Below are 11,979 nucleotides of genomic sequence, written 5' to 3'. Positions count from 1 at the left end.
TGCTATGATAATACTGGCTATAGCGCTCCAGGTTTGTCTTTTTTTTAATATGGGTAGCATATTATATATATATAGTTTAATGAATAAGAATATAAACTGGCAGACCTATGAATATAGTATATCATGAATCCCCCCCCCCCCTGCGATGGGTAGGGTGTGGATAAGTCTATGGTTGAGGATGGCGCGCAGGACGGACCGACCCTCCTTAGATACGCGTCAACACCTCCGGGCCTTTCTCCGTAATCGCCACCGTATGCTCAAAATGCGCGGTTAGAGATTTGTCTTTTGTTTCATAGCCATAGCCATCTTTAGCAGGGCGCAGAAGCGGGCTGCCTGCAACTATCATCGGCTCGATTGCAATAACCATACCCGGGACAAGCTTCACGCCCTCGTGGCGCTTGCCAAAATTAGGCACTTCCGGCGACTCGTGTAAATCTTTGCCCACGCCATGGCCGCACAGATTGCGCACAATGCCATAACCCTCTTTTTCCACGTATTGTTGCACTGCCGCCCCGATATCACCCGTTGTACTGCCAACGCGCGCCTTAGCAATCCCAACATTAAGCGATTCTTGGCATACACGAATAATTCGCTTCACCTCCGGGCTCACCTCGCCAATGGGAATTGTTATCGCGGTATCCGAGTACCATCCTTTGTAAGTTACGCCAAAATCAAGACCGAGACTATCGCCCTCTTTCAACGGCACTTTATTTGGCACACCATGTACGATAATTTCATTAAGCGAAGTGCACGCTGCCGCGGGAAAACCTTCATATCCCTTAAATGCCACTTTCACACCGCCTAGCTGCTTGTTGCGTAGCCCAACAAGCTCAATCGCGCGCGCGTTAAGTTCCATAGTCGTAACGCCCGGCTTTGCGTGCTCTTGCAAGTCTTTCAAGATTTCCGCGGCAATACGTCCACTCGCGCGCATCAGCTCTATTTCCTGTGGAGTTTTGATGATAACTTTTGACATGTTAAACAAATGAAAAACTTTCAGCCAGAGGCTGACAATTTTTATTTCATTATACTCTCCACAATATCTTCAAACACCATGTCCACGGATTGTTTACCATCTATCTCAATAAGTATTTTCTTATCTTTAAAATAATTCACTACGGGCATAGTGCGGCTATTATATTGCTCTATGCGCGCCTTGATTACTTCCGGATCGTCGTCAACGCGATGGATAAGCTTCCCTCCGCAATAAGGACACGCGGTAAGGCGTTCGGTTTCTTCGGAATAGATGAGCGACCGCTTGCATTGCTCGCATGTTCTGCGGTGTACATTGCGAAAAATAATTTCTTCTTCTGGTATACTGATAAAAAAAACGTAAATATTATCATCATACTCTCTTTTTAGGGCATAATATTCCTGCTCTGCTTCATAGAGCGTACGGGGCGATCCGTCAAAAATAATACTGGCGCCTTTTTCAGCAAGATGCGCGATCTCTTCAATAATCCATTTTGTCACCAGTTTTGAATCTACTAATTCGCCACGCTCCATAACTCTTTTTGCTTCTTGCGCTTCTGGATCATCAACTGCATTTTTTATTTTTTCATGTAAAATTGCGCTGGTCGCAACCATGTGTAAACTAAATTTTTTCGCAAGACGCTCTGCTTGCGTCCCCTTGCCCGCGCCGGGAGGACCAAGGAGAATAACGGCAATTTTCTGATCAGTCGATGTCATATTGCTGTGATTCAATAATATTATAAATACTTACAAATAGATTCAAATATTTCGGAAATTTCGCCAACACCGTTAATGCGTGTTAGGCGATTATTCTTCTCATAATACTCTACCACGGGCTCAACTTCGCTTTCAAAAAGATCAAGACGTGAATTAATAAGGTCGGGCTTATCATCAAAACGTATATCTAACGAATTATGACATGTTGGGCAGCTTGTATCCGGCGTTTCATGAATAGAAGTAACAAACGAACAGGCTTTGCAAATACGGCGATCGATCAATCGCTGGTATGCTACGTCACGCGGAATATCAAGCAGGAACACGCGTTGGTCGCCCTCCCACTCATACCACGCAATTGCCTGATCGATAAGCTGGGCTTCCAATAATTTTCGCGGGCTGCCGTCAAAAAGAACGCCCTTAAAATTTTCTAACTGCTTAAACTCTTCAAACTTGTCCATCCAGAGTTTCGCGATAAAAATTGTGGGAGAGAATCCGCCGCTTGCAAGCACGGTGTGAATTTTTTTTCCGGAAAAATCGTCGTGTGTCGCGCGTTCCCTTAATAAATCGCCGGACCCCATATAGGTAAGTCCGTATTTTTCCTGCAATAATTTTGCTTGCGTTCCCTTACCCGCCCCGGAGCGGCCAAGAAGAATAACGATGCGTGGATGGATAGCTTCAACCATATAATGATTAGACTTTGGTTAGCGCGTTGCGAATATCCGCGATAATGTCGCCAACGTCCTCAAGGCCAATGGACATGCGCACCAGCGTATCAGAAATATGGGCTTTCTTTTTTGCTTCCGCCGACAATTGTTCATGCGTCGTTGATGCGGGATGAATGGCAAGGGTTCTAATGTCGCCAAGATGCGCGGCGTGAGTCGTAAGCTCAAGCGCCTCAATAAATTTAGAGCATCCCGCCTTTGTTCCCTTCATTTCAAACGCAAGCAGGGCGCTCGCATTACCTTGCATTTGCTTGTCCACAAGCGCGCGATATGGCGAATTTGAAAGCCCGGGATAAAACACGCGGCTAATTTTATGATGCGCTTGCAAAAATTCCGCGACGGCTTGCGCATTGCGCGAGTGATTTTCCATGCGCATGGCAAGCGTTCCAAGGCCGTTAAGCATAAGCCACGCGTTCATCGGCGCAAGCGTCGGGCCAATATCGCGATACACGCCGACGCGAATGCCGTCAATCAATGCTTTCTTGCCTACAATAACCCCGCCGAGGGCAGTGGAATTGCCACAAATATATTTTGTCGCTGAATGCGCTACAATATCAGCGCCAAGCTCAATTGGCCTTGTCAGCGCGGGACTTGCGATGGTGCTGTCTACCACCAAGGGCAAGTGATGTTTATTTGCCAAGTTTGCGAGCATTTCAATGTCAAAAACATCGAGCACCGGGTTTGATGGCGTTTCCACATACAAAAATTTTGTCTTTGGCGTGATTGCCGCTTCCCATGATGAAACCGCGTGAGGATTTTTTACAAAGTTCACCTTAATGCCGAGCCGCGGCAATGTATCGGAAAATAAATGAAATGTTCCGCCGTACACGCGGTCGGAACTGACAATTTCATCTCCGGCTGATGATAAAGCAATACTGGTTACAAATATCGCCGCCATACCGGACGCAGTACCAATTGCCGCTTCGCCGTTTTCTAGTTCAGCCATGCGTTTTTCAAATATATCGCATGTGGGATTGTTGATGCGACCGTACACAAAACCCTCGCGCCTGCCCGTGAATACATCGTTGGCAAATTTAGTGCTTTCAAACTCATGCGCCACGCCCAAATACAAAGGCGGTACTAAAGAAGCGTCCCAGACGCCCGCCTTGTAGCCGCTGTGAAGGGCTTTGGTGGCAAAAGAGTATTTTTTCTTGCTTCTTAATTTTGGAACAAATTTTTTTACCGGCATGAAACAATAAGAAATTATATCCGCATAATATCATATCTTCTTATAAAATAAAGCTTTTGTAAAATTAAAATAACCCCGCCATGGCGGGGTTATTTTAATTTTACCTTAAAATTCTTCATATTGGCGCATCGCCAATTGGCCGCGAATCTGCCGCACTGTTTCAAGCACTACGGAAACAACAATCAGTACGGCTGTACCGCCAACAAGAAATCGAAAGGCCTGAATATTAACTGCGCCTTGAATTATTGAAGGAAAAACAGCAATCGTCCCTAAAAATAACGCGCCAACGAAAAGAGTGCGATTCAAAATGTAGGAAAGATACTCCGAAGTTGGATTCCCTGGACGAATGCCCGGAATGAAGCCCCCTTGCTTCTGAAGATTTGTCGCAATATTGTGCGGCTCAAAAGTTACAGCGGTATAAAAATAAGTAAATAGCACCACTAAAATAAAATATATTAGATTATATTCCCAGCTTCCTTGCGAGAATTTTGTTATATATTCAGAAATTCTAATCACCAAATGATTCGTAGAGGCCGCCGCAAAACTAGCTATCATGGTTGGAAGCAGTAAGATGGAAAGCGCAAAAATGATAGGAATAACACCTGCCGGATTCAAATTAATCGGTAAAAAAGTAGAAACGCCGCCGTACATCTTATTTCCACGAACTCGTTTAGCATAGGTCACGGGAATATTCCTTCGCGCCTCATTAACTACCACAACACTTGCCACAATAATTACAGAAAGCGCGGCGAAAATGATATATCCGGGAATATCTTCTTGCGTGCCTGATGCAATAAGTTGCTGAATAGAACTAGGCGCGTCAGCAATAATACCGGCAAAAATTAATAGCGAGATGCCATTACCAATTCCTTTTTCAGAAATAAGTTCGCCAATCCACATAAGCAACAATGATCCGGCGGTGACAGTAAGCAAAGCCGCTGCTAAAGCAAGCGGTTTTAATGGATCTATGAGCCCCTGACGCGTAAAAAGAGTAATAAGACCATACCCCTGCAATAATGACAGCGGTACGGTAAGCATGCGCGAATATTGATTGAATTTTTGCCTGCCCATCTCGCCCTCCTCTTGATACATCTCTTTGAGGCGAGGAAATATCATTGTAAAAAGCTGCAAAATAATCGTTGCGGTAATGTACGGACCAAGACCGAGCATCATAAGCGAGAGGTTGCTAAGCGCTCCGCCTGAAAATAGATTAAGAAGACCGAAGAATTGATTGCCCGCAAAGAAGGCGGCGAGGCGCTCGGGATTAATGCCCGGAATAGGAATGTTAGCAAACACGCGAAACAGGGCTAAAGCGCCGAGAACGAAAAATATCTTATTGCGAAGTTCGGATGTATAGAATAGTTGACGTAGAACGGACATAGGTTTCAATCTCAAAACTTAAAGCTCAAAATGCAAAGTTGTGGTATCCCGCCTCTGGCGGGATTTATATAGTGCCGCTTCGCGGCACACCATAATTTTGAGATTTGAGATTTGCATTTTGAGTTTAGTTTTTAACGCTTCCTCCTGCACTCACAATCTGCTTACGTGCTGATGCTGAAAGGGAACATCCTTCCACATTCACTCCTTTAGAAATTGTACCTTTAGAGAGAATCTTTACAAGTGACAAGCGGCCGTTAAGCTTAACGGCAACCTTGTGCTCAACCAGTGTCTTTGGCGATACAACATCTCCTTTTTCAAAATATTTATCAAGCGCCTGGAGGGAAACCACCTCTACATTATTTTTTTTGAATGCAAAAGTTGGGCCGTTTGAGCCGCGGAGCTTCGGAACGCGCTTAAAAAATTCACGGAATTCCGGGCGTATCTTTGCGCCCGCGCGCGCTTTTTGCCCTTTCATGCCACGACCAGAATAAGTACCGCGCTTTCCGCCGCGTCCCACGCGTCGAGATTTTCTCTGAGTCTTCGGTTTTTGTAATTCGTGCATCTGCATAACTTTGAATACAGAATACAGAATCAAGAATACGGGGAGTTGCGGTTAGTTTTTCCTGCATTCTGTATTCTAGATTCTGTATTCTAGATATTTTATTTTACTAGTTGAACCTCATCCTCACTCACGACCGTTTCGTTTGAGATTACTTCGTTTTGCGTAACCTTTCCTCGCTTCATCATCTTAATTGATTGCAATGCTTTAATGGTTGCAAGCGCGTTATTTAATTTATTACTCGTGCGTCCTAAAATTTTTGCTGAAATATCACGATATCCTGCCAGGTCGCACACTGCGCGCACAGCGCCTCCAGCAATAATTCCACGCCCGCCGAATGCCGGTGCCAAAAATACTCGGGCGCTAGTCTGCTTGCCGATGACTTCATAAGGAACAGTCTTATTTTTTGTCATTGGGACAATAATCAAAGCGCGCTTAGCATTACGCACGGCTTTTTCAACTGCCGCGGAAACGTCAGTTCCCTTTGCAACCCCCACCCCGACACGACCATTGCGATCACCAATAACTACTGTCGCGCGGAAACTAAATCGTCGTCCGCCTTTCGTGACACGAGCAACGCGAGCAAGCTGTAAAAGTTTTTGCTCAAATTCTTGTGACGCAAAACGCGATCCCTCTCTTTGAGTTTGCGGACCTCGTTCTCTCCTTTGCTGTATCCCACCCCTTCGCTCGCCCCCCCTTCCTCCTCCAGGCCCCATACGACGATGGTCTTGTGAATTTCTTGATTGTGATAATTGTGGTGTTGGCATAATGTACCTTTTTACCAAACTTTACAAAAAAACTCTCCGCCAAGCCCTTTCTCGCGGGCGCGCTTATCCGTCATGAGACCTTTGGACGTTGATATAACCGCGCAACCATAGCCATGCTTAACCGGCTTAACTTCCGCCGCCTTAACATACATACGGCGCCCAGGCTTACTGATTCGCGCAACTCCATTAACTGCCGACGCACCCCCTTCATAGCGCAAATTAATAACAAGATATTTTCGCACGCCGTCTTTCTTGCGATCCACTCCTGCCAAAAAACCTTCTTCCAATAGCAAATCGGCGAGTTGCCCTTTTACTTTGGAATACGGAATCTTCACCACCTCGTGGTGGAGTATAGAAGCGTTCTTTATTCGATTAAGCATGTCTGCTATTGGATCGGAATGCATAAAATATAAATTCAAAATTTAAAGTCAAAAGTTAAAAGTGTCGGTATCCCCTTTGGGGATGTATATATTGCCGCGAAGCGACATACTATAATTTTTAACTTGTGACTTTTAACTTTAGTTAGAATATCAACCCTCCTTTCCTTGCGCCATCGGCAAGCGCTTTTATACGACCGTGATATCTATATCCTCCGCGATCAAATTTCACTTTTTTAATACCCGCATTCTTGGCAAGTTCAGCGATTTGCTCTCCTACTCGCTCCGCGCGGCCAACCTTACCTTCTTTCTTTTTATCATTCAACTTACGATCTGTTGCAAAAGCCAATACCATACCCTTCTCATCATCAATAATTTGCGCGTATATTGATGTATTTGAACGAAATACGCAAAGCCGCGGGTGCTGTTTGGTCCCCTGCATCGTACTGCGAATTCGCTTGTGACGACGATTTCTTAATATTCTTTTTTTTGTAGAGACGCGACTTTCCATAAATCTTTGTTCAAATAATTAAAATCAATTACGCAGCCGCTTTCTTACCAGCCTTGCGACGAACGCGTTCGCCCTCATAACGAATACCCTTTCCTTTATATGGTTCTGGCTTTCGATACACGCGGATATTTGCCGCAACCTGCCCAACTAGATATTTATCGTTCCCCGAAACAGTAAGTGTGTTTTTATCAACATTGAATTGTATTCCTTCTGGAGCAGAAATGCGAACCGGATGAGAGAATCCCAAACTCAACACTAAATCTTTCCCCTGTATTTCTGCCCGGTAGCCAACACCTTCAATAAACATTTTCTTACTAAACCCTTCACTTACTCCTTTCGCGGCATTTTCAATTAAGCGTTTTGTAAGCCCCCATAAAGATACGCTTTTTTTATTTAGTTCATTGCTAGAAAGCCCAACAATATATACGCCATTCTCATTTCTTACTTCAACCTCATTGGTTAGTATTATGGAAAGCGCGCCCCGCGGCCCGCTTATATTCAAAACACGGTCGTTTTGTTCGATCGTGACATTTTTTGGTAACGTAATATGTTGTTTGCCAATTCGTGACATAATTAAATAAGTGTAAAATTTAAAGTCAAAAGTTAAAAGTGTCGGTATCCCCTTTGGGGATGTATATATTGCCGCGAAGCGACATACTATAATTTTTAACTTGTGACTTTTAACTTTTAACTAACTTTTACTCTCTAGTAATCATCCGTGTCCGCACCGACAGCTTGAATCCTGCAAGCCGCATTGTTTCTTTTGCGACATCGGGAGTTATTCCATCAATCTCAAACAAAATGCGTCCCGGACCAACGTCCGCCACATAATGCTCTACCGAACCCTTTCCTCCGCCCATCGGAACCTCCACTCCTTTCTTAGTTATTGGCCGATCTGGGAAAATACGGATCCACACTTTTCCTCCTTTTTTCATCGCGCGTGTAAACACGCGGCGCACAGCTTCAATCTGACGGCTCGTAACACGCCCATGGCCTTCCTTGACTTGCAGACCGTAAGAACCAAAACTAAGCGTCGTGCCACGCGAATCTATCGCCGTACGATGATGGCCCTTTGTCCATTTACGATGTTTTACCTTCTTTGGGACTAACATATTTCAATCTCAAAACTTAAATCTCAAAATGCAAAACTTTGGTATCCCCTTTGGGGAATGTATATAGTGCCGCTCCGCGGCACACCATAATTTTGAGATTTAAGATTTGCATTTTGAATTTATTATTTCTCCAGCTTATCTCCTCGATAAATCCACACTGTCACGCCAATAACACCGTACGTAGTATACGCAATGGTGTGAGCATAATCTATATCAGCGCGGAGCTTTTGTAAAGGGAGACGGCCAGCTCTAACCAACTCTCTGCGCGCCATTTCAGAACCATCAAGACGACCCTTAACCATAATCTTCGCGCCTTGTACGGCTTTATTCATCATCACGCGATCCAATGTTCGCTTAATTACACGTCGGAAAGGCATGCGTTTTTCTAGCTGCTCTGCGATACCTTGACCAACAAGGGCCGCGTAAAGTTCGGGTTGTCGTACTTCGCGAATCTCAACGCGAACTTCGGGTAGACGCTTCGGCTGCTCTACTTCTTTTTTGTCTTCGCGATGATGTGTAGATTTATTTATACCTTTTTCCGGCTTATTAACCAAGCGAGTGGCGCGTATCATCTTCACTATTGATGCGCGTAAATCATCCGCGCCAGCGCCCCCGCGACCAATAATAAGCCCTGGGCGAGCCGTATGTATAATAACAGAAAGTTTGTTTCCAGACCGTTCAAATTCAATCTTATCTATGCTGGCACTGCGCAATTGTTTCACTAATTTCTCACGAATGTATATTTCTTCTTGCAAATTATCTTGATATCCGCGCGCGCTAAACCAACGTGACTTCCATTCCGTTAAAATACCGAGTCTAAATGATGTGGGGTGAACTTTGTGTGCCATAAGTTTACTGCGAGTGTAAAATTTAAAGTCAAAAGTTAAAAGTGTCGGTATCCCCTTTGGGGATGTATATATTGCCGCGAAGAGGCATACTATAATTTTTAACTTGTGACTTTTAACTTTATTTAGTTTCCTTTTCAGCCAATTCAATTTTCACATGGCTGGTTATCTTTTTAATCAATGCCGCGCGGCCTCGCGATTGCGGATGATAACGCTTGTATGCCGGACCCTGTTCAACAACAATACTTCGCACATACAGGGGTGCGGGATTTTTTACATCTTTTTCCGATCCCCTTGCGTTTGCCTGGGCAGACTTCAAAAGCTTCAAAATATCGTGGGCCGCGCGTTTACGTGAAAAACGTAACTGCTCTTCCGCTCGATCAACACGCATGCCACGAATAACATCAGCAACAAGCCGCACCTTGCGAGGCGCGATGTGCATATAAGAAAGTTTTGCTGTTGCTGTTGGCATAAATCCAATTAATTGACTACCGTCAACCGCTGACCGCTAACTGCCCATTACTCGTCTGATGGCTGTGAGCTGTAGTCGGTAAGCGGTCGTCGGTAGACATTTTTAATATTATTTTTTGGCTACTGGCTGTGCCACTCCTTTACCCTCAATCTCTTTCTGCATTTTTCCTCCGTGACGCGCAAACTTTCGTGTTGGGGAAAATTCACCTAACTTATGTCCGACCATGTCTTCTGTAACATACACTGGAATATGATCTTTGCCATTATGCACTCCAAAAGTCAATCCAATCATCTCAGGAGTAATAGTTGAGGAGCGCGACCACGTCTTGATTACGGTTTTATCGCCAACTCTAAGCTTGCCGATTTTTTTCATCAGCTTCTCATTTACGTATGCTCCTTTTTTCAGTGATCGTGACATAATTAAAAAAATACAAAGTGTAAAGTCAAAAGTTAAAAGTGTCGGTATCCCCTTTGGGGATGTATATATTGCCGCGAAGCGGCATACTATAATTTTTAACTTGTGACTTTTAACTTTTAACTTTAGTTCTATTTCTTCCTTCTTCGTTGAACAATAAGCCTGTTAGAATATCGCCGTCTGTCTCGCGTCTTCACGCCAAGCGCGGGCTTGCCCCACGGTGTCTTTGGATGAGGCATGCCAATCGGCGCTCTGCCCTCACCTCCTCCGTGCGGATGATCAACCGGGTTCATTGCTGTACCACGAACAGTCGGACGAATTCCCTTGTGGCGATTACGACCTGCTTTTCCTATTACTTCTTCGCTATGCGAAGCGTTGGACGCCACGCCAACTGTTGCCAAACAGTCATTTTGAATTATACGCACTTCAGATGAAGGCATTATAATATGCGTTGATGCCCCTTCCTGTGCCGCAACTTTGCCATACGCTCCCGCAGAACGCGCAAGCATACCTCCACGATTATGTCCCAACTCAATGTTGTGCACAAACGTTCCAATGGTGATATGTTTAAGTGGCATACGATTGCCGTTTATAAGCGCGATCTTCTTTTCTGATGACATTATTTCATCACCCGGCTTTGTGTCTTGCGTGGCAAGCACATATCTTTTTTCGCCGTCTTTGTATTGAACAAATGCGATGCGCGCGCTTCTATTGGGGTCATATTCCAAATGCAAAACTGTCGCGGAAATATCAAATTTATCTTGCTTGAAATCAACGAGACGATATAAACGCTTTGCGCCACTACCTTTATGGCGCACTGTTATCTTTCCTCTGCTGCGACCAACAAAACGATGATGCGCAACAACAAGCCGTTTTTTTCTTTTCGGCTTGATTAGGTCGGAAAAGTCTGAAACGACCATCCCGCGTTGTCCTGGTGACGTTGGTTTGCGGTATTTCATAATGATGCAATCTCTTCATTAACTTCTCCGATCTCCTCTGCTATTTCTTTAACATCTGACAGAAGCTCTTGGACTTTCCATTTCTTATCTTTAGATATTGGCCGCACCTCAACAATAGAAACACGCTGGCCTACTTTATATATATTCCCATCATCGTGCGCCTTATAGCGTTTGCTCAGCTTCATGAACTTTTTGTATTTAGGATGCTGCTTCAACATTCGCACTTCCACGACAACAGTCTTATCCATTGAGTTGGACACCACGGTTCCTTCAAATTTTTTGGGGAATGTTGCTGTCATATGATAGAATTTGCCAGAGCGAAGCGATGTTGCAAATTCATCACTCAGTATACAGTTACAACTGTATACTGAGCTTCAAATTATTTTACTTTTTAAGTATTAGAATATACATTTTACAATCTAAATTATTTCTTTAGAGTAGCTTGGCGCAGAAGAGTAAATAATCGCGCGATATCCTTGCGCGCGCGCTGCATCTCGTTAACGTTCTTCACTCGTCCTCCTTGCACGCGAAATCGCAAATCAAGATAATGCGCCTGATTTTCTCTCAAAAGCGATTCTAGTTCGGGTATTGATTTTTGTCTCGTTTCACGAATATCCATAAATTTAATTTTTCTGCGTATTTCTGCGTTAAGTCCGCGTTGTCCGCGAGTGCCGTTTTGTGGCACTACCAAGAAGCTTTTTTAACACCCGGGAGCTCTCCTCTATTTGCAAGCTCTCTGAAACAAATTCTGCACAATCTAAAATCTCTCATATATGAATTTTTTCTTCCGCAACGGAAACATCGTCGAACAAGCCGAGTTGAAAATTTTGGCGTCCTTTGCGCTTTGTTGATGAGGGCTTTTCTAGCCATAGAAAAAGTTTTACAGAAAATTACATTTAAGTCAACCCCGTTAGAGATAAATGTGGAAAATAGGTTTAGGATAAAAATTTAAATGGATTCTATAAAGTACTTTATTTTGTTTTATG

Annotated in this window: 18 protein-coding genes; all 18 read right to left on the bottom strand. The window is 44.1% G+C overall.

Annotation, left to right across the window (positions count from 1 at the left end; genetic code table 11):
* Positions 1-205: 205 nt before the first annotated feature.
* The 18 genes from map to HYV65_03650 all read right to left on the bottom strand — a co-directional run bounded on the left by map (position 206) and on the right by HYV65_03650 (position 11,863).
* The gene (gene map / locus HYV65_03735) at positions 206-973 is read right to left on the bottom strand and encodes a type I methionyl aminopeptidase (protein ID MBI2463314.1); all 768 of its coding nucleotides are present in this window, start codon (positions 971-973) and stop codon (positions 206-208) included.
* Between the two features lie 41 nt (positions 974-1,014).
* A complete protein-coding gene (locus tag HYV65_03730) occupies positions 1,015-1,686 on the bottom strand; it encodes a nucleoside monophosphate kinase (GenBank protein MBI2463313.1) in 672 nt (223 codons plus the stop codon).
* Positions 1,687-1,706: 20 nt separating this feature from the next.
* Positions 1,707-2,369: a nucleoside monophosphate kinase gene (locus tag HYV65_03725; GenBank protein ID MBI2463312.1), complete on the bottom strand. Its 663-nt coding sequence runs from the start codon at positions 2,367-2,369 to the stop codon at positions 1,707-1,709.
* Between the two features lie 7 nt (positions 2,370-2,376).
* Positions 2,377-3,597: an O-acetylhomoserine aminocarboxypropyltransferase/cysteine synthase gene (locus tag HYV65_03720; GenBank protein MBI2463311.1), complete on the bottom strand. Its 1,221-nt coding sequence runs from the start codon at positions 3,595-3,597 to the stop codon at positions 2,377-2,379.
* A 105-nt stretch (positions 3,598-3,702) separates the two neighbouring features.
* Positions 3,703-4,977 (bottom strand): preprotein translocase subunit SecY, encoded by a 1,275-nt coding sequence (gene secY / locus HYV65_03715; protein ID MBI2463310.1) that lies wholly within the window; start codon positions 4,975-4,977, stop codon positions 3,703-3,705.
* 124 nt (positions 4,978-5,101) lie between these two features.
* Positions 5,102-5,545, bottom strand: coding sequence for an uL15 family ribosomal protein (locus tag HYV65_03710; protein ID MBI2463309.1), 444 nt, complete (start codon positions 5,543-5,545; stop codon positions 5,102-5,104).
* A gap of 92 nt (positions 5,546-5,637) precedes the next feature.
* Positions 5,638-6,252: a 30S ribosomal protein S5 gene (gene rpsE / locus HYV65_03705; protein ID MBI2463308.1), complete on the bottom strand. Its 615-nt coding sequence runs from the start codon at positions 6,250-6,252 to the stop codon at positions 5,638-5,640.
* A gap of 62 nt (positions 6,253-6,314) precedes the next feature.
* Positions 6,315-6,707 (bottom strand): 30S ribosomal protein S8, encoded by a 393-nt coding sequence (rpsH, locus tag HYV65_03700; protein MBI2463307.1) that lies wholly within the window; start codon positions 6,705-6,707, stop codon positions 6,315-6,317.
* A 118-nt stretch (positions 6,708-6,825) separates the two neighbouring features.
* A complete protein-coding gene (locus tag HYV65_03695) occupies positions 6,826-7,191 on the bottom strand; it encodes a 50S ribosomal protein L18 (protein MBI2463306.1) in 366 nt (121 codons plus the stop codon).
* Positions 7,192-7,219: 28 nt separating this feature from the next.
* The gene (rplF, locus tag HYV65_03690; protein ID MBI2463305.1) at positions 7,220-7,762 is read right to left on the bottom strand and encodes a 50S ribosomal protein L6; all 543 of its coding nucleotides are present in this window, start codon (positions 7,760-7,762) and stop codon (positions 7,220-7,222) included.
* A 127-nt stretch (positions 7,763-7,889) separates the two neighbouring features.
* Positions 7,890-8,303, bottom strand: a complete 414-nt coding sequence (gene rplP / locus HYV65_03685) for a 50S ribosomal protein L16 (GenBank protein MBI2463304.1) — start codon at positions 8,301-8,303, stop codon at positions 7,890-7,892.
* A gap of 122 nt (positions 8,304-8,425) precedes the next feature.
* Positions 8,426-9,151, bottom strand: a complete 726-nt coding sequence (gene rpsC, locus HYV65_03680; protein MBI2463303.1) for a 30S ribosomal protein S3 — start codon at positions 9,149-9,151, stop codon at positions 8,426-8,428.
* A 118-nt stretch (positions 9,152-9,269) separates the two neighbouring features.
* A complete protein-coding gene (gene rplV / locus HYV65_03675) occupies positions 9,270-9,620 on the bottom strand; it encodes a 50S ribosomal protein L22 (protein ID MBI2463302.1) in 351 nt (116 codons plus the stop codon).
* A gap of 108 nt (positions 9,621-9,728) precedes the next feature.
* Positions 9,729-10,037: a 30S ribosomal protein S19 gene (rpsS, locus tag HYV65_03670; protein ID MBI2463301.1), complete on the bottom strand. Its 309-nt coding sequence runs from the start codon at positions 10,035-10,037 to the stop codon at positions 9,729-9,731.
* A 128-nt stretch (positions 10,038-10,165) separates the two neighbouring features.
* Positions 10,166-10,999 (bottom strand): 50S ribosomal protein L2, encoded by an 834-nt coding sequence (rplB, locus tag HYV65_03665; GenBank protein MBI2463300.1) that lies wholly within the window; start codon positions 10,997-10,999, stop codon positions 10,166-10,168.
* The gene (rpsQ, locus tag HYV65_03660; GenBank protein ID MBI2463299.1) at positions 10,990-11,292 is read right to left on the bottom strand and encodes a 30S ribosomal protein S17; all 303 of its coding nucleotides are present in this window, start codon (positions 11,290-11,292) and stop codon (positions 10,990-10,992) included. Before rpsQ ends, rplB begins: the two co-directional genes overlap by 10 nt.
* Positions 11,293-11,417: 125 nt before the next feature.
* Positions 11,418-11,612, bottom strand: coding sequence for a 50S ribosomal protein L29 (gene rpmC, locus HYV65_03655; GenBank protein MBI2463298.1), 195 nt, complete (start codon positions 11,610-11,612; stop codon positions 11,418-11,420).
* 65 nt (positions 11,613-11,677) lie between these two features.
* Positions 11,678-11,863, bottom strand: coding sequence for a type Z 30S ribosomal protein S14 (locus HYV65_03650; GenBank protein MBI2463297.1), 186 nt, complete (start codon positions 11,861-11,863; stop codon positions 11,678-11,680).
* Between the last annotated feature and the right edge of the window lie 116 nt (positions 11,864-11,979).

Source organism: Candidatus Spechtbacteria bacterium, assembly GCA_016188605.1.
Classification (GTDB): domain Bacteria; phylum Patescibacteriota; class Minisyncoccia; order Spechtbacterales; family JACPHP01; genus JACPHP01.
Note: the sequence above shows the minus strand (reverse complement) of the source record. Positions and strands in the feature narration are given on the sequence as shown.

Excerpts from the sequence above, each read along its gene's own strand:
- rplP (MBI2463304.1), bottom strand. The coding sequence starts at position 8,303 with ATGTTAGTCCCAAAGAAGGTAAAACATCGTAAATGGACAAAGGGCCAT.
- HYV65_03710 (MBI2463309.1), bottom strand. The coding sequence starts at position 5,545 with ATGCAGATGCACGAATTACAAAAACCGAAGACTCAGAGAAAATCTCGA.
- rpsS (MBI2463301.1), bottom strand. The coding sequence starts at position 10,037 with ATGTCACGATCACTGAAAAAAGGAGCATACGTAAATGAGAAGCTGATG.
- rpsC (MBI2463303.1), bottom strand. The coding sequence starts at position 9,151 with ATGGCACACAAAGTTCACCCCACATCATTTAGACTCGGTATTTTAACG.
- rpsE (MBI2463308.1), bottom strand. The coding sequence starts at position 6,252 with ATGGGGCCTGGAGGAGGAAGGGGGGGCGAGCGAAGGGGTGGGATACAG.
- HYV65_03730 (MBI2463313.1), bottom strand. The coding sequence starts at position 1,686 with ATGACATCGACTGATCAGAAAATTGCCGTTATTCTCCTTGGTCCTCCC.
- rpsH (MBI2463307.1), bottom strand. The coding sequence starts at position 6,707 with ATGCATTCCGATCCAATAGCAGACATGCTTAATCGAATAAAGAACGCT.
- rplV (MBI2463302.1), bottom strand. The coding sequence starts at position 9,620 with ATGCCAACAGCAACAGCAAAACTTTCTTATATGCACATCGCGCCTCGC.
- HYV65_03720 (MBI2463311.1), bottom strand. The coding sequence starts at position 3,597 with ATGCCGGTAAAAAAATTTGTTCCAAAATTAAGAAGCAAGAAAAAATAC.
- secY (MBI2463310.1), bottom strand. The coding sequence starts at position 4,977 with ATGTCCGTTCTACGTCAACTATTCTATACATCCGAACTTCGCAATAAG.
- rplF (MBI2463305.1), bottom strand. The coding sequence starts at position 7,762 with ATGTCACGAATTGGCAAACAACATATTACGTTACCAAAAAATGTCACG.
- HYV65_03650 (MBI2463297.1), bottom strand. The coding sequence starts at position 11,863 with ATGGCTAGAAAAGCCCTCATCAACAAAGCGCAAAGGACGCCAAAATTT.
- rpmC (MBI2463298.1), bottom strand. The coding sequence starts at position 11,612 with ATGGATATTCGTGAAACGAGACAAAAATCAATACCCGAACTAGAATCG.
- HYV65_03695 (MBI2463306.1), bottom strand. The coding sequence starts at position 7,191 with ATGGAAAGTCGCGTCTCTACAAAAAAAAGAATATTAAGAAATCGTCGT.
- HYV65_03725 (MBI2463312.1), bottom strand. The coding sequence starts at position 2,369 with ATGGTTGAAGCTATCCATCCACGCATCGTTATTCTTCTTGGCCGCTCC.
- rpsQ (MBI2463299.1), bottom strand. The coding sequence starts at position 11,292 with ATGACAGCAACATTCCCCAAAAAATTTGAAGGAACCGTGGTGTCCAAC.
- map (MBI2463314.1), bottom strand. The coding sequence starts at position 973 with ATGTCAAAAGTTATCATCAAAACTCCACAGGAAATAGAGCTGATGCGC.